The 25519-nt window shown below is 64.7% G+C and carries 20 protein-coding genes and 1 pseudogene; 12 read left to right on the top strand and 9 right to left on the bottom strand.

The annotated features are described in order from the left end of the window. Positions 1-4: 4 nt before the first annotated feature. From ACNJYB_RS29015 to ACNJYB_RS29025, 3 genes are all read right to left on the bottom strand, one after another. A complete protein-coding gene (locus tag ACNJYB_RS29015; protein ID WP_439369974.1) occupies positions 5-367 on the bottom strand; it encodes a hypothetical protein in 363 nt (120 codons plus the stop codon). Between the two features lie 115 nt (positions 368-482). Next, the gene (locus ACNJYB_RS29020) at positions 483-1817 is read right to left on the bottom strand and encodes a Spy/CpxP family protein refolding chaperone (RefSeq protein WP_439369975.1); all 1335 of its coding nucleotides are present in this window, start codon (positions 1815-1817) and stop codon (positions 483-485) included. An 88-nt stretch (positions 1818-1905) separates the two neighbouring features. Continuing rightward, positions 1906-3330, bottom strand: a complete 1425-nt coding sequence (locus tag ACNJYB_RS29025) for an FAD-binding oxidoreductase (protein WP_439369976.1) — start codon at positions 3328-3330, stop codon at positions 1906-1908. 88 nt (positions 3331-3418) lie between these two features. On the opposite strand from ACNJYB_RS29025, the gene ACNJYB_RS29030 reads away from it, so the two are divergent. Next, positions 3419-3925: a thioesterase family protein gene (locus ACNJYB_RS29030; protein WP_439369977.1), complete on the top strand. Its 507-nt coding sequence runs from the start codon at positions 3419-3421 to the stop codon at positions 3923-3925. Positions 3926-3990: 65 nt separating this feature from the next. Here the strand turns inward: ACNJYB_RS29030 and ACNJYB_RS29035 are convergent, their stop codons facing one another. Continuing rightward, positions 3991-4164 (bottom strand): DUF1328 domain-containing protein, encoded by a 174-nt coding sequence (locus ACNJYB_RS29035; protein ID WP_008556598.1) that lies wholly within the window; start codon positions 4162-4164, stop codon positions 3991-3993. A gap of 231 nt (positions 4165-4395) precedes the next feature. On the opposite strand from ACNJYB_RS29035, the gene ACNJYB_RS29040 reads away from it, so the two are divergent. From ACNJYB_RS29040 to ACNJYB_RS29080, 9 genes are all read left to right on the top strand, one after another. Next, positions 4396-6999, top strand: coding sequence for an ATP-dependent helicase (locus ACNJYB_RS29040; RefSeq protein ID WP_439369978.1), 2604 nt, complete (start codon positions 4396-4398; stop codon positions 6997-6999). An 8-nt stretch (positions 7000-7007) separates the two neighbouring features. After that, positions 7008-7292 carry a type II toxin-antitoxin system HicB family antitoxin gene (locus ACNJYB_RS29045; RefSeq protein ID WP_439369979.1) on the top strand — a complete coding sequence of 95 codons (285 nt, stop codon included), beginning with the start codon at positions 7008-7010 and terminating at the stop codon, positions 7290-7292. Between the two features lie 88 nt (positions 7293-7380). Further along, positions 7381-7797 (top strand): hypothetical protein, encoded by a 417-nt coding sequence (locus tag ACNJYB_RS29050; protein ID WP_439369980.1) that lies wholly within the window; start codon positions 7381-7383, stop codon positions 7795-7797. Continuing rightward, positions 7797-8468 carry an OmpA family protein gene (locus tag ACNJYB_RS29055; protein ID WP_439369981.1) on the top strand — a complete coding sequence of 224 codons (672 nt, stop codon included), beginning with the start codon at positions 7797-7799 and terminating at the stop codon, positions 8466-8468. The genes ACNJYB_RS29050 and ACNJYB_RS29055 overlap by 1 nt, the downstream gene beginning before the upstream one ends. A gap of 174 nt (positions 8469-8642) precedes the next feature. Further along, positions 8643-9161 carry a DUF962 domain-containing protein gene (locus tag ACNJYB_RS29060; protein WP_439375672.1) on the top strand — a complete coding sequence of 173 codons (519 nt, stop codon included), beginning with the start codon at positions 8643-8645 and terminating at the stop codon, positions 9159-9161. A gap of 30 nt (positions 9162-9191) precedes the next feature. Beyond that, positions 9192-10223, top strand: coding sequence for an NAD-dependent epimerase/dehydratase family protein (locus ACNJYB_RS29065; RefSeq protein WP_439369982.1), 1032 nt, complete (start codon positions 9192-9194; stop codon positions 10221-10223). A 27-nt stretch (positions 10224-10250) separates the two neighbouring features. Continuing rightward, a complete protein-coding gene (locus ACNJYB_RS29070; RefSeq protein ID WP_439369983.1) occupies positions 10251-10877 on the top strand; it encodes a methyltransferase family protein in 627 nt (208 codons plus the stop codon). A 263-nt stretch (positions 10878-11140) separates the two neighbouring features. After that, positions 11141-11350, top strand: coding sequence for a hypothetical protein (locus ACNJYB_RS29075; protein WP_212339627.1), 210 nt, complete (start codon positions 11141-11143; stop codon positions 11348-11350). Positions 11351-11574: 224 nt separating this feature from the next. Further along, positions 11575-12879, top strand: a complete 1305-nt coding sequence (locus ACNJYB_RS29080; RefSeq protein ID WP_439369984.1) for a PQQ-dependent sugar dehydrogenase — start codon at positions 11575-11577, stop codon at positions 12877-12879. A 219-nt stretch (positions 12880-13098) separates the two neighbouring features. Here ACNJYB_RS29080 and ACNJYB_RS29085 read toward each other — a convergent pair whose 3' ends face one another. The 4 genes and pseudogenes from ACNJYB_RS29085 to ACNJYB_RS29100 all read right to left on the bottom strand — a co-directional run bounded on the left by ACNJYB_RS29085 (position 13099) and on the right by ACNJYB_RS29100 (position 15873). Next, a complete protein-coding gene (locus ACNJYB_RS29085) occupies positions 13099-13923 on the bottom strand; it encodes an aspartate dehydrogenase (RefSeq protein WP_439369985.1) in 825 nt (274 codons plus the stop codon). Between the two features lie 38 nt (positions 13924-13961). Then, positions 13962-14246, bottom strand: a pseudogene (locus ACNJYB_RS29090) (LysR substrate-binding domain-containing protein); the annotation flags it as partial. Between the two features lie 52 nt (positions 14247-14298). Further along, positions 14299-15153, bottom strand: a complete 855-nt coding sequence (locus ACNJYB_RS29095) for a tetratricopeptide repeat protein (RefSeq protein WP_439369986.1) — start codon at positions 15151-15153, stop codon at positions 14299-14301. A 12-nt stretch (positions 15154-15165) separates the two neighbouring features. Further along, the gene (locus ACNJYB_RS29100; protein ID WP_439369987.1) at positions 15166-15873 is read right to left on the bottom strand and encodes a FecR family protein; all 708 of its coding nucleotides are present in this window, start codon (positions 15871-15873) and stop codon (positions 15166-15168) included. A 370-nt stretch (positions 15874-16243) separates the two neighbouring features. Here ACNJYB_RS29100 and ACNJYB_RS29105 point away from each other — a divergent pair, with 370 nt between their 5' ends. Next, complete coding sequence (locus ACNJYB_RS29105; RefSeq protein ID WP_439369988.1) at positions 16244-20329, top strand: VCBS domain-containing protein; 4086 nt, start codon at positions 16244-16246, stop codon at positions 20327-20329. Beyond that, positions 20304-24425 carry a VCBS domain-containing protein gene (locus ACNJYB_RS29110; RefSeq protein WP_439369989.1) on the top strand — a complete coding sequence of 1374 codons (4122 nt, stop codon included), beginning with the start codon at positions 20304-20306 and terminating at the stop codon, positions 24423-24425. Before ACNJYB_RS29105 ends, ACNJYB_RS29110 begins: the two co-directional genes overlap by 26 nt. Positions 24426-24451: 26 nt before the next feature. Here ACNJYB_RS29110 and ACNJYB_RS29115 read toward each other — a convergent pair whose 3' ends face one another. Next, complete coding sequence (locus ACNJYB_RS29115; protein WP_439369990.1) at positions 24452-25390, bottom strand: LysM peptidoglycan-binding domain-containing protein; 939 nt, start codon at positions 25388-25390, stop codon at positions 24452-24454. Positions 25391-25519: the final 129 nt, after the last annotated feature.

Consider the following 25519-nt stretch of genomic DNA (forward strand, 5'->3'; position numbering starts at 1 on the left):
GTCCTTACTGCGCCAGCTCGGGATGGTCCTGCTGCACCCTCTCGCGCATCCAGCTGGCATGGATCGCGCGAAACAGGATCTGCGCGGTCTTGAGATCGCCCGCCTCCATGCAGAGATCGACGATGCGACGGACCGCATCGTCGCGCATCAGTCCATCCGATATCTTCATCGCGATCTCCATCGCGACCTTGGCGGCGCGCTCGTAGCGCGCGCTTTCGCGCTTGTCGTTGCGTGCGGCCCCCGCGGCGCTCGCGGCCGCCGCCTCGCAGATCGCACGAATGCGCGCCGCGGCCTCGATGTCGCCGAGCGGCCCCTCGATGGCTTCGTCCCAGATCTCCCGCCGCGTCTTGCGCGCGAACCAACTCATCGCTCCACCGTCCGCGCTCTTCGCGCCGTCATCTCGCCGCGCTGCCGCCTCTCCCCAGCATAGAGAGCCCCGCCGAGATCGGCGAGGCGATTCTTCCGTCACGCTCCATACGCATTCAGGACGTCCGCCGTGGGCCGATGGCCTCGAACTGCGCCTTCTGCTCGTCATTCAGCGTGGCGTAGAAATCCTCCAGCGCTGCGCGCACCGACTTGACGCCGTCGAGCATCACATCGAGCCGCTTGCGGACCGCGGCCAATCGCGCCGGCGGCGTCATCACCTCGCTGGGCTGGCAGGCCGCCTTCAGCGATGCACTGACCTTGGCACTGGTATCCTGGAGCACCTGCAGCGCGGCGCGCTGGGTGTCGTTGGGGTGAAGCCTCGCCTCGATGTCGGTGCCGGGCCAATCGAGCGCGGCAGACGCACCGCAGGTCTGGACCAGCGATCCCCCGCTGCCGTTGGACGCCGTTGTGCGACGCTGATCTTCGGCCAGCGCATTGAACCGCGCCTTCTGTTCGTCGGTGAGCGAGCCATAGAAGCCGTCGAGGGCGGGCTGAACGAGATCGACGGCCTTCACCATGGCCTCGACACGCTGCTGCATCGCCGCCAGCCGGCCGGGTGCCGTCGCTGCGACCTGCGACGGACAGGACGCGCGGATCAGCGCGGCAGCGTCGATCGAGGCACTGCCGAGCGCATCGAGACTGGCGCCTTGCGCCTCGGTCGGCTGCACCACCGCGGCGATCTGGTCGATCGGCAGACCGACGATCTCGCGGCGGTCGCTGCCGCACAGCTGATCCAGCGCAACGCCGCGCGCTTGCCGCCGTCCCTGCGGGCGCTGCGGCAGATAGGCCGAGAGGCCGTCATAGCCATAGGGCCCGAAGAGGCCGGCATAGATGTCCGGATAGCCGTAGCCCCAGAAGCCGAGACCGTCGCCCCAGATGGTGTAGTCGTAGAAGTCGTTGTAGGCGAACGGCCAGAACAGCGGTCCGACCCAGCCGTAGCCGCCGCCTGGATGCTGCCACCATCCGCTGCTGGCGCCATGCCAGCCCGCAAGCGCGGCCGCAGCCGTGATCTGGGCGCGCGCTGCCGGGTTGCTGATGAGACGACCGTTCTGGAAGGCGCTGGAATGCAAATTGAGCGCGTTGCGGAAGTTCGCGGGGCGCACGGACGCGTTGCGGATCTGACCGAAATTCGAACCGTGTCGGGCGCCCGTTGCAAACCGCATCGCGCGATGATGACCGCCGCCGTGCGCGTGCCCGAAACCGTGGCCATGGAAATGGCCGCCGCCGTGATGGCCTCCGCCATGGCCACCGCCGTGATGGCCACCGCCATGGCCGCCACCATGGCCACCGCCGTGGCCACCGCCGTGACCGCCGCCGCCTTTGCCCAAAGCCGTGCCCGTCAGCAGGCAGGCAAGCGCCATCACGGCAATTCCAATGACCGGTCGCAACATCGCATCCTCCCGCAAAGCCGCGCCATTGAGGCATCGGAAATTGTCGGGAATTGGAACCGGTGGGACTGCCGAAAGTTCCCGGATTGCGTTACGCCTCCGGCACGATCTTGCCGGGGTTGAAGATGTTGAGCGGATCGAGTGCCTTCTTCAGTGCCCGCATCGCCTCCAGCGCCTCGGGACCGAGCTCGGCCTTGAGGTATTTCTGCTTGCCCTGGCCGATGCCGTGCTCGCCGGTGCAGGTGCCGTCCATCGCCTGCGCGCGCTCGACCAGGCGGTGCATGAACTCCTCGCCGCGCGCCATCTCGTCGGCGTCGTTGGTATCGCAGACCAGCGAGCAGTGGAAATTGCCGTCACCGACATGGCCGACGATCGGCGACAACAAATTGAGACGCTTGAGATCCTCCTCGGTCTCGCTGACGCAGTCGGCAAGTCGCGAGATCGGCACGCAGACGTCGGTTGCAACCACGCCGATGCTGTCGCCGGGACGCAGCGCCTTCACCGACCAATAGGCGTCGTGCCGCGCCTGCCACAGCTTGGTGCGATCCTCCGGCTTGGTGGTCCAGGAGAATTCGCCGCCGCCGCAGTCCTTTGCGATCTCGCCGAACGCCTTGGACTGCTCGGCGACCTCGATCTCGCTGCCGTGGAACTCCATCAAGAGCAGCGGCGTCTCCGGCAGCGTCAGCTTGGAGTATGCGTTGCAGGCCTTCACCTGCGCGGCATTGAGCAACTCGATGCGCGCCACTGGAATGCCGGTCTGGATCGCCAGGATCACGGCCTGACACGCCCCGTGTACCGTCTCGAACGACACCGCACCGGCCGCAATCGTATCGGGAATGCCGCGCAGGCGGATGGTCAATTCCGAGATGATGCCGAGCGTGCCCTCGGCGCCGACGAACAGATGCGTGAGGTCGTAACCCGCGGATGATTTCTTCGCGCGCGTACCCGTCGTGATGATCTCGCCGTCGCCGCGCACCACCTTCAGCGCCAGCACGCTGTCGCGCATGGTCCCGTAGCGCACCGCGTTGGTGCCCGAGGCGCGGGTCGAGGCCATGCCGCCGAGGGAGGCATCCGCGCCGGGATCGATCGGGAAGAACAGGCCCTGGTCGCGCAGATGCTCGTTCAGCGCCTTGCGGGTGACGCCGGGCTGGATCACGCAGTCGAGGTCCTCGGCATGCACCGCGAGCACCTTGTTCATGTCGCGCAAATCGATCGAGATGCCGCCGGCAGGCGCGTTGACCTGGCCCTCCAGCGAGGTGCCGGTGCCGAAGGCGATCACGGGCACGCGGTTCTTCGCGCAGATCCGCACCACGTCCTGGATGTCGGCGGTCTCCTGCGCCATCACCACGCCGTCCGGCGGCTGATTGACGATCCACGTGGTGGTATGGCCGTGCTGCTCGCGGACGGCCTGCGAGGTGATGAGGCGATTGCCGAAGCGTGCGGCAAGCTGTTCCAGCGCGCTCGCGAGGGCTTTCGGCTCCGGCCGCGGCGGACCATTGGTGATGGTCGTACCCACGGAAATTCCTCCCGACGAGAAGAGACCGTGGCAAAGGACATATAACCGGTCAAGTCAAGGGACCGGACGCATAGCTTGGGAAGGACACATGCCGGAGACCGCCGCCACAGCGCCGAGCGCAGAGCCGTTCCGCTCTTCGATCATGCAGGTCGAGCCGCAATGGATCGACTACAACGGCCATCTCAACATGGCCTATTACAACGTGATGTTCGACCGGGCGATCGACGAGTTCTGGCTCGAGCTCGGGATTGGCCCGGTCTACAAGAAAGAGCGCCACGGCTCGACCTTCACCGCCGAATGCCATGTGCGCTATTTGCGCGAGATCCATCTCGGCGACCCCGTGCAGATCCTGGTGTGGCTGCTGGACGCCGACGACAAGCGGCTGCACACCTTCGAGGAGATGATGCACGGCACCGAGGGCTGGCTGTCGGCGACCTCCGAGAACATGTCGCTGCACATGGACATGAAGGCGCGGCGCGTCGCGCCGTTTCCGCCCGACATCCAGCAGCGCATTGCCGGGGTCGCCAAGTCTCACAGCGCCCTGACGCGCCCCCAGGGCATCGGCCGCAGCGTGGCGATGCCCTCGAAGCGGTAAGTTCAGCGCGATCGAGCAGCAGCGGCTTGATCGCGCGCCGGCCGTAGGGGGCCGTAGGGAAGCACCTATATCCTGTTGCGGCCGCGCGCCAAGCCGACCACGGCCGAGACCAGGAACAGGACGACCGCGATGAAGAAGATGATCTTGGCGATCTCGATCGAAGCGCCGGCGATGCCGCCGAAGCCCAGGATGCCGGCGATCAGTGCGATAACCAGAAACGTCACAACCCAGCCTAGCATGGTCAAACCCTCGTCTTGATGTCTCTCGGCACGGCTGGCCGCGCCACCTGCCCAGACAATCTCGACGCGGGAACGATGGTTCCGGCACGTACAACGGCGAAATTCGCACCTCGCGCTGGAACAAATCGGGCCGCCGCGCACGTGGAAAACCCACCTCGCCGCCCCATATAGGGGCCAATCCCTGTTAAGAAGGCTCCCTCCCGTCACCCCGCGGTGCCATCGTGGGGCCAAATGATTCGCATGACCGAGCCGAGCAAGATCACCAGCGTTTCCGACCACCAGCCCGCAGCCGGCGGCATCGCCGCGCGTGCGCGCGCCTCGGTGGGCCCGAAATATTTGTCCGGGCTCAATCCCGAGCAACGCGAGGCGGTGGAGACGCTGGACGGCCCGGTCCTGGTGCTGGCCGGCGCCGGCACCGGCAAGACGCGCGTGCTGACCACGCGCATCGCCCATATCCTGAGCCAGGGCCGCGCCCGCCCCGCCGAGATCCTGTCGGTGACCTTCACCAACAAGGCCGCGCGCGAGATGAAGCACCGGCTCGGCCAGATGCTCGGCCACGCCGTGGAAGGCATGCCGTGGCTCGGCACCTTCCACTCCATCGGCGGCCGCATCCTGCGTTTCCATGCCGAGCTGGCGCAGCTCAAGTCGAACTTCACCGTGCTCGATGTCGACGACCAGGTGCGGCTCTTGAAGCAGTTGCTGCAGGCCGAGAACATCGACGACAAGCGCTGGCCGGCGCGCATGCTGGCCGGCCTGATCGACGGCTGGAAGAATCGCGGCCTGATGCCCTCGCAGGTGCCCTCGGGCGAAGCCGCGATGTTCGGCAACGGCAAGGGCGGCAAGCTCTATGCGAGTTATCAGGAGCGGCTGAAGATTTTGAACGCCGCCGATTTCGGCGATCTGCTGCTCGAGAACATCCGCATCTTCCGCGAGCACCCGGATATCCTCCGGCAGTACCAGCAGCGCTTCAAGTTCATCCTGGTTGACGAGTACCAGGACACGAACGTCGCGCAATATCTGTGGCTGCGGCTGCTGTCGCAGGCGCCTTCGTTCGCCTCTCCCCGCGTGCGGGGAGAGGCCGACGCACTCGGCAGCGCAATTGCGCGCCAGAGTGCGGCGGGTGAGGGGGACTCTCCGAGCACCGAGCTCATGGAGACAGCCCCTCACCCCGACCCTCTCCCCGTGAAGGACGGGGAGAGGGAGAAAACCAAAAACATCTGCTGCGTCGGCGACGACGATCAGTCGATCTATGGCTGGCGCGGCGCCGAGGTCGACAACATCCTCCGCTTCGAGCACGATTTCCCCGGCGCCAAGGTGATCCGCCTCGAGCGGAACTATCGCTCCACCGGCCACATCCTCGCCGCCGCCTCGCATCTGATCGCGCACAATGAAGGCCGGCTCGGCAAGACGCTGCGCACCGAGGACCAGGACGGCGAGAAAGTCACCGTCACGGGCTCGTGGGATTCGGAAGAGGAAGCCCGCGGCATCGGCGAGGAGATCGAGCAGCTGCAGCGCCAGGGCGAGAAGCTCAACGAGATCGCCATTCTGGTGCGCGCCTCCCACCAGATGCGCGAGTTCGAAGACCGTTTCGTCACGCTCGGCCTGCCCTATCGCGTCATCGGCGGCCCACGCTTCTACGAGCGCGCCGAGATCCGCGACGCGCTGGCCTATCTGCGCGTCATCAATTCGCCCGCGGACGATCTCGCCTTCGAGCGCATCGTCAACACGCCGAAGCGCGGCCTCGGCGATGCCACCATCCAGATGCTGCATGACCACGCCCGCAAGCGCCGCATTCCCCTGTTCGAGGCGGCGCGCGCCGTGGTCGAGACCGACGAGCTGAAGCCGAAGGCGCGCGGGTCCTTGCGCGATCTCGTCGCCCAGTTCGACCGCTGGCGCGCCCAGCGCGAGGTCACCGCCCACACCGATCTCGCCCAGATCGTGCTCGACGAGAGCGGCTATACCGAGATGTGGCAGAAGGACCGCTCGGCTGACGCCGCGAGCCGGCTGGAGAACCTGAAGGAACTTGTGCGCTCGATGGACGAGTTCGAGAACCTGCAAGGCTATCTGGAGCACATCGCGCTGATGATGGACCGCGATGGTGAGACCGATGAAGATAAGGTCTCGCTGATGACGCTGCATTCGGCCAAGGGGCTCGAATTCGACAACGTGTTCCTGCCGGGCTGGGAGGAAGGCCTGTTCCCGAGCCAGCGCACGCTGGACGAACAGGGCCGCGCCGGCCTCGAGGAAGAGCGCCGGCTCGGCCATGTCGGCCTGACCCGCGCGCGCCGCCGCGCCATGATCTATTTCGCGACCAACCGGCGCATCCATGGGACATGGTCGACCACGATCCCGTCGCGCTTCCTCGACGAATTGCCTGCGGCCAATGTCGAGATCACGGAGTCCAAGGGCGGCTCGGCCTGGGGCGGCACCGGCGGCTACGGCGCCTCGCGCTTCGACGACATGGAGGCGTTCGGCTCCAGCTACACGACGCCGGGCTGGCAGCGCGCCCAGGCCAACCGCAACCGAGGTGGTGGCCGCAATAGCGGTGGCCGAAGCGGCGGCTTCGAGGAAGAAGCCACGACGTTCTCGTCGTCCTCGTCATCCGGACCGGATTTCGGCAGCTTCTCCTCGCGCCGGCGCGGACCACTGACGATCGAGGGCGAGCTGGTCGCCAAATCCACAGGAACGACCTCCGAATTCTCGCTCGAAGACCGCGTCTTCCACCAGAAATTCGGCTACGGCCGCGTCACCAAGATCGACGGCAACAAGCTCACCATCGCCTTCGACAAGGCCGGCGAGAAGAAGGTCGTGGACAGCTTCGTGCAGCGGGCGTGAGGCCCGACATGGCTCAATATGTTGCCATCATCGAGGACGCAGATCCCGACGCCGTCAGCCTGTGGTTTCCGGACCTGCCGGGCTGCATCTCCGACGGCGACGACGTGGACGAGGCCCTGGAGAATGCACCCGAGGCACTCGCATTCTACGCGCACGACCTCAGCGACGAGGGCCGCCGGCTTCCCCCGCCGAGGACGCTGGCCGAGCTCGAGGCCGACCCAGAGTTTGCCGAGGACCTCAGGAACCACACGGCCGTCGTGATCGAATGGCCTCCCGCCACGGACGCCGAGTGAGGACTGTTCGCCGCACTTGCCGGACTCTCGACGGTTCTCCCCCGAACAGCCCTTGACCACCGCGAACTTCCCCGTATCAGATAAACCCATGGTCCGGGGCTCCATCACATTGATCGTGCTGGCATTGGTTATGCCGTCGCTTGCGGCGGCCGAGACCATGAGCTTTGGCGATTCGATCGGGAAGCTGGCGGCGAGTTGCGGCGCGGAAATCGTCGCCAATTGCCGCGGCGTCAATCCGGACTCGACCCGGCTCAAGGAGTGCCTGTCGCGCAACCGCGACGTGCTCTCGCCGCAGTGCCAGAGCGACTATCTCCGCGTGTTCGACGCCATCCAGAAGCGCGTCGCCGCGCGCGTCACCGTGGCGCAGGCCTGCCAGCGCGAGATCGTCAAGGTCTGCGGCGGCTCGACCAAGGAGACCAGCAAGTCGATCCCCTGCCTGGTCTCGGCGCCCAAGGGCATCAGCAACAACTGCCTGAAGGCCGTTGACGACGCGGGGTATCGCTGATGCGCGCGAAGGGGCTCTCGACCGTCGGACTAAGCGTTGCGTTCGGTCTCGCCCTGCTCGCGGGCGCCGCGCGCGCGCAGACGGCTGCGCCGACCCGCGACGAGATCGTCGGCAAGCTCAACCATTTCGAACAGGCCGCCGAGGTCGACCTTCCCGCGCTGAAGCAGCAGGTGATGGAGCGCGCCAAGACCAGGATCAAAAACGATCCCGGCCCGGTGAACCGCCCGCTGATCGCGCCTGACCTCGCGAGCCTGCCCGCCTTCAACGCGCAGATCCAGTTCGACGCCGACACGCCGATCATCCAGCCGGCGTCCTACCAGACCGTCGGCCGCATCGCCGACGCCCTGGTTCACGCCTCTCTGCTGCCCTACACCTTCCTGATCGTCGGCCATGTCGAATCCAATTCGAAGACGCGGGAGGCCAACGCGATCCTGAGCCAGCGCCGGGCAGACGCGATCCGCGACGTGCTGGTCAACACGTTCAAGATCTCGACCAAGCGGCTGCATCCGATCGGCCTCGGCGAGGAGCAGTTTCTCGACCGGGCCAAGCCGACCTCGGCCGTCAACGGTCAGTTGCAGATCCTGACCTACGCCAAGGTGCCCGAGGACGCGCCCGCGCATCCGGCCGCGGCACCTGCGCCTGCGGCGAAAAAGCCCGCCAAGAAGCGGTAAGCAGACGCTCCCAAGCGTCCCACGGAACCCTTTGAAGTGCTGACCCTTTTGTGGTCTGTCCCACAGCGCGACGATATGGTCTTGCGCGACAATAGTGCCGGTTTGTGCACCGCTCTATCCGGTGCTATAGCCTTTGCTCGTCCTTCCCCAGACCCCGTGCTGCATGAGACCAAGATGGGTGGCTTTTTTCAACGCCAACTTGCCGTTTATGTCGAGTACCATCGCGATCCCCGGAACACGGCGATGCATGTGGTGGGCATCCTCCTGCTGTTCACGGGCGCGGTGATGCCGCTGACGCTGGTGAAGGTCCCGCTGTTCGGGTCCGAGGTCAGCCTGGCGGTGATCCTGGCCCTGCCGGTCCTGATCTACTGGCTGCTGCTCGATCTGGCGCTCGGGGCCGGCATTCTGGCCGTCTCCATCGTGCTGTTCTCGATCGCGTCGACCATTGCGAACGGAGTCAGCACTGTCGCGATGTGGGGCATTTTCGCTGCCCTGGTCGCGCTCGGCTTCGCCGCGCAGGCCATCGGGCACAAGGTTTTTGAGGGGCGCGAGGCCTCGCTGTTCACGTTTCCCTCGCATCTCTTGCTGGGACCGATGTTCGTCATGGCAAAATTATTCATTGCACTGGGCTTCCGTCGCGACCTTGCCGCGATTCTGGCGCCTCTTCCGGCCAATTCCCTTTCAACCCGATAGCTCCAGAAGCGAAACAGCAAACCTTTCTTCATGGCTCTCGTACTGGTTACCGGTGGCAGCGGTTTCATCGGACATCATCTCGTAGAAGCGCTCCGCGCCCGTGGGCAGCGGGTGCGCGTTCTCGATGTTCGTCCGCCGGCCGCGCCGAACTCTGACGTCGACTATGTTCATGGCTCGGTGCTGGACGGCGCCGCGGTCGATACCGCGCTGTCCGGCGTCGATCAGGTCTATCACCTCGCCGGCCTGCCCGGCATGTGGGTCGCGAACAAGCAGGACTTCCACGACGTGAATTGCCGCGGCACCGAGGTCGTGCTGGCGGCCGCGAGGAAGCGCGGCGTGTCGCGCTTCCTGCACTGCTCGACGGAATCGATCCTGTTCCGCTATACCGACCTCAACGGCGTTCCGGCCGAAGAGGCGCTGCAGCCGGCCGAGGCGATGCCGGGCGCCTATACGCGCTCGAAGTCGCTGGCCGAGCATCATGCCGCCAAGGCCGCGGCCGAGGGCTTTCCGCTGGTGATCGGCACGCCGACCATGCCGATCGGTGCCGCCGACCACAATCTGACGCCGCCGACCGCGATGCTCTGGTACTTCCTGCAGAAGAAGGTGCAGCCGCATCTCAACTTCCTGGTCAATCTGGTCGACGTCCGCGACGTCGCCATGGGACTAGTGCTGACCATGGAGCGCGGCCGCATCGGCCAGCGCTACATCCTCGGCGGCGACTGCGTGCCGCTGGGCAACATCCTGCGGATGATGTCGGCGATGAGCGGTCGCCGCCAGTTCCCGGTCGTCGTGCCCGGCAAGATCGCCGAACTCTCCGGCATCATGCTCGAATATTTGTCCGACAATTTCACGCGCCGCCCGCCCAACGGCACCGCCGAGGGCGTGCGCATCGCGCTGGCCGCGAGCGACCTCTCGATCGGCAAGGCACGCACCGAGCTCGGCTATTCGCCGCGCCCGATCGAACCGGTCCTGCGCGAAACCATCACCCATCTGCTCGCCCGCAACGGCCAGCAGCCTTCCGGCGCCATCGAGCATCACGCGCTGTCCTCGCGCGCGGGCTGACGCCGCCGCCTAACGCAAAGAACCTTCATGTCCTTCGATTTCAGCAAGCTTCTCTCTGTCGCCTGGGGTGGCTGGACCACGACCTGGCCGACGCAACTGCTCGCCCTGATCTGGCTCGCCTGGCTCGCCAGCTGGGTCGGCGCCTCGTTCTGGCAGGGCCGCACCCAGAAGCAGGTCATGACGCTGGAATCCGGGCGCTATCGCATCCCGATCCTGGTCGGCGGCATCCTGTTCACGCCGTGGACCGCGGAAGTGCTGAACGAGAAGCCGCTCTGGGTGTTCAGCAACATCGCTGTCTACATCACGGCGCTGATCGTGCTCGCCGGCATCTCCTTCACCTGGTGGGGACGGCTGCATCTCGGAAAATTCTGGTCCAACACCATCACCCACAAGGAAGACCACCGCGTCATCGACACCGGCCCCTACGGCATCGTGCGCCATCCGATCTACACCGGCCTGATCGCCGGCATGCTCGCGACCGGCATCGCGGTCGGCACGGTGACGGCCATCCTCGGCGCGATCCTGATCTCGCTCGGCATGTGGCAGAAAGGCCGGATGGAAGAGGTGTTCCTGTCGAAAGAGCTCGGCGAGGACGCCTACGGCGCGTATTGCCGCCGCGTGCCTATGATCATTCCGTTCACCTCGCCGCGGTGAAGGCGGACTCCGCCTACTGCTTTCTCCCCGCGACGCTACTGCTCAGTCCCGTCATCCCGAGGTGCGAGGCCTGCGAGGCCGAATGCATCGCAAGCCGAAGCCTCGAAGGATGCACGGCCTAGATCCAGCCGGGCCGTGACGCGTTGCGCCGGTTCGCACCTCAGGATGACGGGGGTAGAGTCGGAACGCTGGCGTCATCAGGAACCGCCCCTTCCCCCGCTTGTTATCTCCCGACACCTGCACCAGCCGCAGAGCATCGAGCCATGTCTGATGCCTACGATTATTTTCGTGCACACGCCATCGCCGCCGCCCGCAAGGCGCGGGCGATGCCGCCGGGACGGCCCAAGCAGAAGCAGCGCACCGTGGCGCGGGTCTATCACCTGCTATCCAAGGAAGCTGCGCTGACTCCGAACGTCCATCATCTCGACGATTTCCGCGCGGCGCGGCGGCTGGAACGGCAAATCGGCCGCTGATGTCGGTCCATGCAAATTTGGTCATCTGCCATTCCGCGGGAATAGACGTCCGTCCAGTTCAGCGACGGTTGACCTTTTTACCGCCAGCCAGTTGGATGCGCGCGCAACGAGGCACGACGACATTCTATCGTGGATCCGGAGAGGTCGACGATCAGGCCTGAGCCCGCGCGGGGTTTCGGGCGATCCGCCGTGGACTGTGCCTCAGAGTTCGACAGGGGCTTCTCATGAGCTTTTCCAGTATCTTCGCGCAGTTCGTCGCGTTCGTCGGCGGCGTCGCGCTGCAATGGCGCAAGATGACCGGCACCGAGCCGCCGCCCGCCTGGGGCCAGGCGCCCGCCATTCCCGAAGCCAAGCCGCAAGGCGCGATCCCGACGCTGAAGATGCCGACCGCGCGCGGCTGGCGCGAGGGCCAGAAGCCGACGGTTGCACCCGGACTCAAGGTCAATGCCTTTGCGACCGGCCTCGACCATCCGCGCTGGATCGAGGTGCTGCCCAATGGCGACGTGCTGATCGCGGAGGCGACGCAGATCGCAGGCGCTCCGCGCAGCGTGTTTCACTACGCGATGCAGGCGACGATGCGGCGCGCCGCGGCGCTCGGGTTCTCCGCCAACCGCATCACGCTGCTGCGCGACAAGGACGGCGACGGCGTTGCCGAAGTTCGCGGCGCCTTCATGGAGAACCTCAACCAGCCGTTCGGCATGGCTCTGGTCGGTGACACCTTCTACGTCGGCAACACCGACGGTGTGATGGCCTTTCCTTATGTCGCCAATGCCGACCGCATCACGGCGCCGGGCAAGCGGCTGACCACCTTCAAGCCGGCCGGACACTGGACACGCAGCCTGCTCGCAAGCCCCGACGGCAAGAAGCTCTATGCCGGCGTCGGCTCGCTCAGCAACATCGCCGAGATGGGCATGGAGGTCGAGGAAGGCCGCGCCGCGATCTACGAGCTCGATCTCGCCGCCGGCACGCATCGCATCTTCGCGGCCGGCCTGCGCAATCCGGTCGGCCTCGCCTGGGAGCCGACGACCGGCGTGCTCTGGACCGTCGTCAACGAGCGCGACGGGCTCGGCGACGAGACGCCGCCGGACTATCTCACCTCGGTGCGCGACGGCGGCTTCTACGGCTGGCCCTATTGCTACTGGGGCAAGACGGTGGACGATCGCGTGCCGCAGGATCCGGCGATGGTCGCCAAGGCGATTCAACCGGACTATGCGCTCGGCGGCCACACCGCTTCGCTCGGCCTGTGCTGGATGCCCGCAGGGACATTGCCCGGCTTCCCCGACGGCATGGTGATCGGCCAGCACGGCTCGTGGAATCGCAGCAAGCTGTCCGGCTACAAGCTGGTGTTCATCCCGTTCGAGAACGGCAAGCCCTCCGGCCCCGGTCGCGACATCCTGTCGGGCTTCCTGTCCCCGGACGAGAAGGAATCCTACGGCCGCCCAGTCGGCGTCGTGATCGGCCCCGACAAGAAGTCGCTGCTGATGGCCGACGACGTCGGCAACGTGATCTGGCGCGTCACGGGGGCGTAAGACGCGATAGTCGAGATAGGAGCCGCGGCTCCCTGCACCTCTCCCGCTTGCGGTAGAGGTCGGCGCGTTCCGGGCGATGCGAAGCATCGTCCCGAGCGCCGGGTGAGGGCTCTCTCCTCTGGGGGAGTGTCCCGCTGCGGAAACACCCTCTCCCAAGCCCTCCCCCGCAAGCCGGGGAGGGAGCGCACCGGTGTTCGGACTAACGAAGTCTCACGCCAACTACGTCCCCACACACAGCGTGGCGCGCTGCTTGCGCAGCAGCGCGATCACGGACAGTGCGGTGATCAGGCCGGTCTTGGGATTTTCGGACGGGATGTTCTCGATCGACATCGAGAAGCGTGCCGAATCGGCCTCGACCTCGACGCGGTGAACGTTGCGCGTCATCGTGGGGTCGGCCCAGACCTGCATCTGGGTGCGATCGGGACCGATGCCCGCCAGCGACAGCGCGACGGCGACGTTGACGTTCGCCGGAAAGCCTCTTGCTGCCTCGCGCGCGCTGCCCTCGAACAGTTTCAGCGGCTCGCGCAGATTGTCGATATCGATGTTGTTCTGGACGATGAAGGGCGCGCCCTTCAGCCCGTCGATCGGCTTGCGCGTCACCATCTTCACCGAATGGATGGTGCCGATCGCGGCGGCGTTGACGGCATCAAGCCCGATCAGCGCACCGGTCGGCACGATGATGCGGCCGCCATTGGCGCGGGCGAGATCGACCAGATCGAAATTGTCGAGCAGCCCGCCGACGCTGACGACGACCGCGGCCCTGCCGCGCTTCACCGCGGGCTCGACGATCGCACGCAATTGGCTGCTCGGCGCGCATTCGACCACGATGTCGGCAGCGTCACCGAGTTGGTCGATCGGCAGGACTTTCGGCGGACGACGCAGGCCGTTGATGAAGGCCTGATGCTTGGCCGGATCGCGCACCGCGACGGCTGACAGCGCCAGTCCCTCGATGCCTTGATCGAGGGCGGCTGCAATCTTGGTGCCAATCGAGCCCAGCCCTGCAATGGCCACCCGCAATTCGCCCGAAACCTTCTGATCCGTCATCGCATCACACCTTCTGTCCAGGCTGATGTCATAGCCTCTCAAGCGTCCCGCGCATAGCTGCGCAGGCGGCCCTCAAGAACGGCCAGCATGGCATCGCGGGCCGGATCGCGCGAACCGCGCAGCCAGGCGAGCGGCAGCCGGCCGACCGGGCCGTTCTGCTTCGGCCGCAGCGGCACGAAGCGCACGCCTGAGACGGCCATCCGCGTGGTCCAGCGCGGCACGATCGCAACCCCGAGCTTCGTTGCCACCAAGTTGATGATGGTCTGCTGCTCGTCGGCAACCTGCACGATGCGCGGCGTCAGGCCGGCCTGCTCGAACAGCTCCACGGCTCGAACGTCTCGCAGATAACGCGAGCTTCGGCCGCCGATCCTACCGTCACTTGACGCCGTAGCGGGCGAACGCGTCGGCGATCTTGAGGTCGATGAGCTTTGCAGCCGAGACGTCGCGGTTGCCGCCGGCGCCGTCACCCTGCCTGAGCCTGGCAAGTCCGCGTCCATAGAGCGCGCTTGCCAGGTTCGGCGCCAGGCGCAACGCGGAATTGTAGTCGTCGATGGCCGCGGCGAACTGGCCCATCTTCAGATGGATCAGCGCGCGTGAATCGTATGTCGCGGCATCGCTCGATCCCGACCGAATCACCCTGTCGCAGTCGACGAGCCCGGCCTGCAGATCGCCGATGATCGCCCGGGTCCAGCAGCGCCCGCTCCATGCCCACGTCAAGTTCGGATCGAGCCGGATGGCCTCGTCGAAATCGAGCGCGGCTCGATCATACTGGTTCAACTTCAGACGGGCTTCGGCACGGTTGGCAAAAGCGCTGCCATAGGCCGGGTTGAGCCTGATCGCCTCGTCGAAGGACTTGACCGCGTCCTCATATGCCCCCTTCCGCAAATAGGCGACGCCGCGATTGTTCACCGGCTTGACATAGCCTGAAGCGAGCTCGATCGCCCGATCGAAATCGCTGATCGCACGGTCGTATTCCGCCGCTGCGGCATAGGCGTTGCCGCGATTGTTGTAAGCCAGAGCCAGCGCCTCCGGCCTGGCATCACCCGAATTGATGAGCGCCGTACAGCCGGCGATCCGAACCTGGGCCGGAATAGTGTCCGCACCGTTGCACTGCTCAATGTTCTGGAGGTGACTTTTCTTCTGCGGCTGCTGCGCGACCGCGGGCGAGCCGATCGACAGCAGCACGAGAACGGCCGCGACGCTGGCGATGATGGCGGCCCTGATCGTCATGTCCGTGCCGCTTCAGCATCCCCTGCAGATGTTCGGCCTGGGACCACTCCCCTGCTCCGGCGCCGCGGCAGTCGTGCGCTTCTTCACCAATTTGCTCTTGCCCTCTTCGATGAGAGTCGAGAACTTGACCGCGCCGTCATCCGCGATTTCGATATGCGGCGTGGTGCCCCGGATTCCCATCGTTGCAACGGGCGTATCGACTTTCATGTCGCCGCTCTTCGCGATCTGGCCGGCGACGAAAGTCGCCGTTCCCCTGGCCAGATTGAAGAACGTTGCGTTGGATTTGCCCGCCGGCTCGTACACGTACTCGTCGAGGGTCATGCGGGCGTTGCTCGACAGATTGAACGACGAGCCATCGCTGAAATTGATGCTGACCCGGCTGTCCGCCCCGGTTCGCACGACGTCGCTCAGATACACGACATCGCCGACCTTGGTTTGCGCAGCCGGATCGCCGAGCTTCGCCTGGACGACGACCGCACCTGCGTGCTCGATCGAGACCGAACCTGCAACGGCGACGACCTTGCCGATGGGTTTCGGCACAACGTTCTCAGGGCCGCGTGTTGCGGGATTGACTTGAGCCTGCGCTGGCGCAGCGAGAACACACGCCGCGGCCCAAATGAAGCCAGTCACAAAAACCGCAATCGTATGCCTGCACATGACCCGCCCCTTTCCGAGAAGATCTGCGTGGCGCCTGATGGGAGCTATGTGAGCTTCGACCAAGCTCGCAATTCGTGCATTGTGAGTATCTACAACCTGGATCGATCCTAACGGACCGGTCCTCCAAAAAAGCAATTCTTCCGTGCATGATCTTAGGCTCAAGCCGTTTGCCTGGCCAGCGAAAGTGGGCTAGATTTCGCATAGCTCAAGCGTCAACTTCTTGAGAGCGCAAATTGCTGTTGCGGGGAAGCATCTCCGCTGAACCTGCCATCACGTTGCCTATACCAATAAAGTTCGCATTTCAAACCAGACGTTTTCGGCGTGCAGGCCTGGGGTTGCTAACGCCAAAAATTGCGCCCGCGGCGTAGCAATACCGACAAGAAGCCGCGGCACCGCGCCGAGCCCGAATTGTTCGGCGCGCGAGGCCACGGCCATGTCAGTTGCGTTCGGCGTTGGCCCCCAGAACGGGGGCACCAAGACCTTTCCCCTCCAGATCATCGGCATCGTTCAAAGCACGTTGGGATACGTTACCCTCACGCGCGATGACGGTCCGGCCACGCAGGTCAGCATCGGCGACCTTGTCTGCCGCCATGACGTAATAGAGACGGCTGCGCATGCGCAGATCGGGATTCGGCTTCTCGACGACACCATATTCAGCGTCGGCAGCGGAGCTCGCGTCGAACTGCGCGAGTTCGCCTCCGAATCCGACTGCGCCTCGCGTTCGACCATCGTTGCGGTCAGCAGCGGAAGCTTTGCATTCGCGGCCGGACGGCTGGCAAACAGCGGCACCCTGACGGTCGATACACCTCTTGGCAGCGTTCGCGGCCGCTCCCATGCGACCGGCTTCGGCATCCTGACCATGGCGGCGCTGACTTTCGCGATGGTGAAAGAGGCGCAGGGCTCGGACCCCGACGCCACCTATCTCGACAGCGATACGCTCAGTTACAAGGACCTGCAGCACGGCGCCTTCGAGCTCATCACCAAGGAGCGGGTGCCTCGGCACATTATCGTCGACGATCCAGGCGAAACCGTCATCCTGCACAGGATCGGCTCCTCCGTCAGTGTGAATCAGGTTACCAACAGCGCTGCTCGCATGGAGGAGCTGCACGCAGCTCAACAGGACGTGCTCGCCAATCTCACGCGAGGCCCAACTGGATCCAGTACGCCGCCCGGCGTCATCGCCCCCTCGCTGCAGCACATCAACTTCAACCCGGACAACGCGCCGGCGCCGCTAAACCTGCTTCCGCCACTGCCGCCGGCCGACATCCCCTTGATCGTACGCCCGCCGCCATCACTGAACGTGCCGGGCGGACCCACCGAGATCGACACCATCGCATTCAACGACACGTTCACCGCGACAACCGGCACTTTCACCGCCAGCAGCCCGCTCAATGGCGCCCTCACCTTCGGCCTCAGCGGCGGGACGGCCGGCACCACGGTCGTTAATGGGGAAACCTACGATCTCTCGCAGACCGGGCCGTATGGCACCCTGTATCTGAACAGCGCATCCGGCGCCTACACTTTTGTTCCGAATGCGCAAGCCATCAATGCCCTGTCGTCGCCGACGACCACGAGTTTCGTCATCACGGTCTCGGACACCGGGTTCTCGACGAGCCGAACATTCGTCGTCAACATTCTCGGCGTCAACGATACGGCCATTATCTCCGGCAACGCCGCCGGCACAGTGGTGGAGGCGGGCGGCGTCGCCAATTCGGCGCCCGGCACACCGAGCGCAACCGGCACGCTGACAGACGCCGACGTCGACAATCCGCCCAACACCTTCACGGAAGTCAGCTCGCCGACCAGGAGCGCGGGCGGCTACGGTACGTTCACGATGACAGCCGGCGGCGTGTGGACCTACACGCTCGACAATGGCAACGGTACAGTGCAGTCGCTGAACGTCGGCGATACGCTGATCGATCGGTTCACCGTGACCACGATCGACGGCACCCCGCAGCTGGTGACGATCACCATCAACGGCACGAATGACGCCGCAATCATCTCGGGGACTGCGATCGGTTCCGTCGTCGAGGCGGGCGGCACTTCGCCTGGCACCCCGGTCGCGACGGGCACGCTTCTCGCAGCGGACGTCGACAATCCCGCCAACACGTTCGTGGCGGTCGATACGCCGACTGCAAGCGCGCACAGCTATGGCAGCTTCACCATCACCGCGGCTGGATTATGGACCTTTACGCTCGACAACAACAATACCGCGGTCCAGGCGCTCAACAACGGTGCCACGCTGACAGACAGTTTCACGGTGACCTCGGCCGACGGCACCCCACAGACGGTGACGATCACGATCAACGGCAGCAACGATGGGGCAATCATTTCCGGGACGACGCGCGGCGCGGTCGTAGAGGCCGGAGGTGTGGCCAATGGTACGCCCGGCACGCCGACCGCGACCGGGACATTGACCGATCTCGACCCTGACAATGCGGCCAATACCTTTACCCCGGTGACCACGCCAAAGACGAGCGCCGGCGGCTTCGGCACCTTCACGATGACCGCGCTTGGCACGTGGACCTACACGCTCGACAACAGCAACGGCGCAGTGCAGGCGCTCAATGTCGGCGCTACGCTGAACGATCAGTTCACCGTGACCACGGTCGACGGCACGCCGCAGCTGGTGACGATCACGATCAACGGCACCAATGACGCCGCTTCCATTTCCGGAACGACGACGGGTTCGGTGCTCGAGGCCGGCGGCATCGCTTCCGGCACGCCAGTCGCGACCGGCACGCTCACCGATACCGACCTGGACAATCCCGCCAACACCTTCACGGCGGTGACCTCGCCCAGGGCCAGCGACGGCGGCTACGGCACTTTCACGATGACCGCGTCCGGGCTGTGGACCTATACGCTCGACAACAACAACGCAGTGGTCGACGCGCTGGATGTCGGCGACACGCTCACCGACCATTTCACGGTGACGTCAATCGACGGCACCACGCAACAGGTGACGATCGCCATCCATGGCGCCAGCGACGCCGACCCCAACGACTTCGACAATCTGGCGACGGGATCAACCGTCGTCTCCGATCCCCCGTTCGTCTTCGGCACGCCTGGACACGACAGCGTCGCCGGTGGCGGCAGCGTTTCCCAGATCGTCTACGGCGGCGCCGGTGACGACACCCTCAACGGGACCGGCGTGAACGACACCATCTACGGCGGATCCGGTAACGACACGATCAAGGGCAACAACGGGGCCGACCTCATTTACGGCGGCTCCGGGCAAGACACGATCGGCGGCAGCAATGACAACGACACCATCATCGGCGGGTTCGGTGCGGACAAGCTCACGGGCAGCAACGGCAATGACGTCTTCGTCTATCTGTCGGCGGTCGACTCCAGAGCCGGCCAGTTCGATACGATCACCGATTTCGGATCGGGAGCCGACAAGATCGATTTGACGGCGCTCGGCGCGCTCGGATTCGTGATCCTGGCGTTGAGCTCGACAAGCTCGCCGGTGCCGCCCCACACCATCGCCTGGCTCTACGACAGCTCGGCAAACGAAACCATCGTGTATGTCAATCCAACCGATCAGACCCTGGAGATCGGCGATTCCAGCCTGCTGGAAGTTCATCTCCAGGGTGTCGCGACCATCGATTCCTCGGACTTCATCGTGGATCAAGCCGCGGCACCGGTGCTGGCGGCGAGCGATACAATCGATCCGGCCGCCGCCACGCTGGGCGATGCGGCGGTCATGACATCGACTACCTCCGATGCCTCCACCGAGGCGACGAACAGCAGCGGCTCCATTTCGTTGGACGGCAGCACGACCGCAATCGATGTGAGCTTTCCCTTCGATACCAATCGGGATCTCAGCAGCCACGAGATCGCCGCTTCCACCCCGGACGAGACTGCAACACTCCCCGGCCCGTCACAACCGGCAGTCCATTCGCTGTCGATGGAGCCCGTCAAATTTGTCTTCGAACCACCCCGGACCGACGACGGCATCCATCCAAACGGAAACACCGCAACCGGTACGACGGAGCAAGATCATGCCGTCACTTTCAGCGTGCCGGATGCGCTCGTTGCCAGCGACCAGCATCCAGAGAGCGGCAAGGCTGCCGAGGCGCATGGCCATGCAAGCCTTGCCGATACCGCCAGTGCGCTTCTCGATGTCGCCTCGGAGAAAGGTCTCGGAAACGGCGGCAACCCTCATTCGGATCAATCCCAGGAAAGCAAACACAGTCATGCCTCGATAGAGAGCCCCGACAAGTCCAATGGACAACCTCATTCTGCGCCAGACGACACGCACGGCCCGCACGGAGACGAGAAGGCCCATCCGCCGGGGCCGGGCGATTCCTTCAAATTCCTGACCCCGGCGATGGAGAACTCCAGCATCGCTTTTGTGGACGATCTCGCAGTGCCGCTCGATCGTCATGAACGCGCAGCACATGACAACGGACATGGTCACGCCACGGCACCGGACGAGGGTCCGCAGCTGGACGATGGCGCTCACGGCGTGGGCGGCTCAGGCGGGCCTCATGGGCAGCACGATCTCCTGGTGTGAGCTCGATCCGACAGGCGAGGCCAAGACCATGTCAGTCGCGTCCGGCGTTGAACCCAGGGATAAGGCCGGTGCGACTCTCCCTCACCAGATCATCGGCGTGGTTCAGACGGCGATTGGTTACGCCACTCTCAGGCGTGACGCCGGCACTGCAGCTCAAGTCAGCGTTGGCGCCCCTGTCTGTCACGGTGACATAGTCGAGACGACCACCGGCGGGCGGATCGGAATTCTGCTGATCGATGGCACCGTTTTCAACGTCTGCAGCGGCACTCGCATCGAGCTAAGCGAATATGTTCGCGATCCCGGCGGTGCCGTGCATTCGATCGTGCTTGCGGTCACCAGAGGAAGCTTTTCCTTCGCTGCCGGCCGATTGGAGAACGGCGCCGCCCTGACGTTCGACACGCCGCTTGGAAGCATTCGCGGGCGCTCCAATTCGAGCGGTTTCGGCGTGTTGACGCTTGCGGCGTTGACCTTCTCGATGATGACCGACGCAAACGCCGCGGATCCGGACGCCGCATTCCTGGATGACGACAAGATCAACTACAAGGACCTGCGGCACGGCGTCTTCGAGCTCATCACCAAGGAGCCGATGCCGCGACACATCATCGTTGAAGATCCCGGCGAGACCGTTGTCCTGAGCAGGATCGGCTCCTCCGTCAGCGTCAACCAGGTTGCCAATAGCGCGTCTCGAATGGAGGAGCTGCACGCAGCTCAACAGGACGTGCTCGCCAATCTCACGGAAGGAGCGACAGGTTCCAGCACGCCACCTTTTGCCAATTCGCTTTCCTTCGAGCACATCAATTTTACGCCGGCGGACAACACGGCTGCGCCGCAAAGCCCGCTTCCACCGCTTCTTCCGATCAACCTGCCCTCGATCGAACGGCTGCCACCGTCGCTTACCTTGCCGGCCGGGCCGGTCGAAATCGACACGATCGCTTTCGACGAGTTCAGCGCGACGAGCGGCACTTTCACTGCCAGCAGCTCTGGCGGCGGCGCCGTGACCTTCGGCCTGAGCGGAGGGACATCCGGCAGCACGACACTGAACGGAGTGACGTACAATCTTTCGGAGACCGGCCCCTATGGCACCCTGTACCTCAACAGCACAAGCGGCGCCTACACCTTCGTTCCGAACAGCGATGCAATCAATGCCCTGTCGTCGCCGACGACCACAGCCTTCCTCATCACGGTCTCGGACGGCTCGTTGTCGCTGAGTGAGCCCTTCACGATCAACATCAACGGCGCCAACGACGCCGCCACCATCTCGGGCAACACCGGTGGCTCGGTTGGAGAGGCGGGCGGCGTCGCCAACGCTGCTCCGAACATCCCAACCGCAACCGGCACGCTTACAGACACCGACGTCGACAACCCGTCCAACACCTTCAAGGCGGTCGATTCGCCCACCAGAAGCACGGCCGGCTACGGCACCTTCACGATGACGGCAACCGGTGTGTGGACCTACACGGTGGACAACACCAATAGTGCGGTACAGGCCCTCAATGTCGGCGATACTCTGACCGATACCTTGACGGTGACCAGCATCGACGGCACCCCCCAGGTCGTAACGATCACGATCCACGGCAGCAACGACGCCGCAGTCATTTCCGGGGCCGTGACCGGTTCAGTCGTGGAGGCCAGCTGCCTGTTGCCGGGCGCGCCGATCGCGGGCACGCTCGTCGACGCGGACGTCGACAATCCCTCCAACACGTTCGTGGCGATCGGCTCGCCGACGGCAAGCTCGGGCGGCTATGGCAGCTTTACGATGACGTCAGCCGGCGTGTGGACTTATATGCTCGACAATGCCAACCCGGCCGTGCAGGCGCTGAACATTGGCGGCGTGCTGACCGACAGCTTCACGGTAACGACCATCGACGGCACCCCTCAGGTGGTGACGATCACCATCAACGGCAGCAACGACCCGGCCGTCATCTCCGGCGTCGCGACCGGCTTGGTGGTCGAGGCCGGATGTGTAGCCAATGGGGCGCACGGTACGCCTGCGGCGACAGGCACGCTGACCGACACCGATCCCGACAACACGCCCAACACCTTCATCGCGGTGAGCTGTCCGACGACGAGCGCGGGCGGCTTCGGTAGCTTCACCATGACGGCGTCGGGTACGTGGACCTACACGCTCGACAATGGCAACAGCACAGTACAGGCTCTCAATGTCTGCGATACCCTGACCGACGAGTTTACCGTGACGACCATCGACGGCACGCCGCAGGTCGTGACCATCACGATCAAAGGCGCGAATGACGCCGCCATCGTTTCTGGTGTCACGACAGGCTCGGTGGTCGAGGCGGGCGGCATCTCGCCCGGCACGCCGGTCGCGACCGGCGCGCTCGCCGACACCGACGTCGACAATCCGTCCAACACTTTCACTGCTGTGACCTCACCCACTGCAAGCGACTGCGGCTACGGCACGTTCACGATGACTGCCGCGGGCGTGTGGACCTATACGCTCGACAACCACAATTGCGTGGTGGACGCGCTCAATGTCGGCGACACGCTCACCGATCACTTCACGGTCACGACCATCGATGGCACCAGGCAACACGTGACGATCTGCATCCGTGGCGCCAGCGAGGCCGATCCCAACGATTTCGACGACCTGGCCGCGGGGGCTGCCGTCGTATCAGCCCCTCCGTTCGTCTACGGAACTCCTGCAGGCGACTGTATCACCGTTTGCGGTGATACTCCTCGGATCGTCTATGGCGGCGCCGGCAACGACACCGTTAACGGGGCCGGCGTGAACGACACCATCTTCGGCGGCTCGGGCAACGATACGATCAAGGGCAACAACGGGGATGACGTCATCTACGGTGGCTCGGGACGGGACAATATCGACGGCGGTTGCGGGAACGACGCCATCACCGGCGGGATCGGCCCGGACAGGCTCACCGGAGGCAATGGCGACGATGTCTTCGTCTATTTGTCGACAATGGATTCCAAAGCAGGTCATTTCGACACGATCAATGATTTCAATTCAGGATGCGACAAGATCGATTTGACGGCGCTCGGCGCGCTCGGATTCGTGATCCTGGCATTGAGTTCGGCAAGCGCATCTGTGCCCGCGCATACCATAGCCTGGGTCTACGACAGCTCAGGCAATGAAACGATCTCATATGCCAATCCGACGGACCAAGCCCTTCAGATCGGCGATTCCGGCATGCTGGAGGTTCATCTGCAGGGGATCGCGGCCATCGTCTCCTCGGACTTCATCGTGGATCAAGCCGCGGCACCGGTGCTGGCGGCGAGCGATACACTCGATCCGGGCGCCGCCACGCTGGGCGATGCGGCGGTCATGACATCGAGTACCTCCGATGCCTCCACCGAGGCGACGAACAGCAGCGGCTCCATTTCGTTGGACGGCAGCACGACCGCGATCGATGTGAGCTTTCCCTTCGATACCAATCGGGATCTCAGCAGCCACGAGATCACCGCTTCCACCCCGGACGAGACTGCAACACTCCCCGGCCCGTCACAACCGGCAGTCCATTCGCTGTCGATGGAGCCCGTCAAATTTGTCTTCGAACCACCCCGGACCGACGACAGTCCAAACGGAAACGCCGCAACCGGTACGACGGAGCAAGATCGTGCCGTCACTTTCAGCGTGCCGGATGCGCTCGTTGCCAGCGACCAGCATCCAGAGAGCGGCGAGGCCCATGGCCATGCAAGCCTTGCCGATACCGCCAGTGCGCTTCTCGATATCGCCTCGGAGAAAGGTCTCGGAAACGGCGGCACCCCTGATTGGAGCCAATCTCAAGCAAGCAAACACAGCCAAGCGTCGATAGAGGCCGCCGACAAGTCCAATGAACAACCTCATTCTGCGCCAGACGACACGCACGGCCCGCACGGAAACGTGCAGGCCGATCCGTCCGCGCCGGGCGATTCCTTCAAATTCCTGACCCCGGCGATGGAGAACTCCAGCATCGCTTTTGTGGACGATCTCGCAGTGCCGCTCGATCGTCATGAACGCGCGGCACACAACAACGGACATGGTCACGCCACGGCACCGGACGACGTTCCGCAGCTGGACGATGGCGCTCACGGCGTGGGCGGCTCAGGCGGGTCTCATGGGCAGCACGATCTGCTGGTGTGAGCTCGATCTGCTGAAACCGCTGTTCCTTACTTCCGCGCGGCGGGCGGCGGCGTCGCCATCGCGGCGGCAGGCGCCGGTGGCGTCAGATGCCGCGGGACGATGATGGTCTGGCCCGGGGTGAGCTGCGCGTTCTCCGCCAGCGAGTTGCTCTGCGCGAGCGTCCACAGCGGCACGCGATTGGCCGCGGCGATGCTCTCCATGGTGTCGCCGCGACGCACCGGCACCCGCACGCCGCTGTCCCACAATTCGACCAGCGTATCGGCGGGCACGAGATAGCGCAGCGGCACGGCACCGGCCTGGGTCTGCGGCGGAATGCGCGGCAGCTGCGTCACCATCTCGACGATCTGGCGATGGATCTCGTCGGACTTCTCGATGTTGATGTGCGAGACGCGGCTGTTCTCTTTCAGATCGTAGCTCGCATAATGGCCGCGATAGCCAGGCACCGCCACGACGTCGCCGCCGCCGAGCACGCTGTCGGACATGAAGATGTTGATGAAGCGCTCGACATTGAGCGGCACGTCGCCGGTCGCATGCGCGGGATCGATGGCGATCACCAGGCTGATCGGGATGTTCTCCTTGGCTGCCATCTCGGAGATGATGACCGAGCATAGCCCGCCCATGGAATGGCCGATCAGCACGATCGGCGCGGGGCTCTCCTTGTAGCTGGCGATGGCGCGGTTGCCGATCAGCCGGCAGACCGTGAATTCATAAACGTCGGCCGAGAAGCCAGCCTGCGTCAGTTTCTCGCTGAGCCGGTCCATGCCGGTCGAGAAGATCGGCCCCATGGCACCGCGGAACAGGTAGACTTTCGGCGGCGGCAGCGGCTCGGCGGGCGGAACGGGAGGCGTCGATGTGACTGTCGCGGCCGGGCGCTTCGACTTGGCGGGTGAAGCCACGGCTATGCCGTTGCCCAAGGCGAGCAACGCCACCGCTGCCAGCACGACTAACCGCCTCAAATCAATCATCAATCCAGCAGTCCCGCGACGGGAGGCAAAGGGCGTCTCCCAAACCGGCTTAGTGACGACCGATTTGGTGGATTTTGGGGCGCGGGAACCGTGGCGCGACGCACCGTCGCGGGTCAAAGCTCCGTGACC

It is taken from the genome of Bradyrhizobium sp. SMVTL-02, assembly GCF_051853005.1.
GTDB lineage: Bacteria > Pseudomonadota > Alphaproteobacteria > Rhizobiales > Xanthobacteraceae > Bradyrhizobium.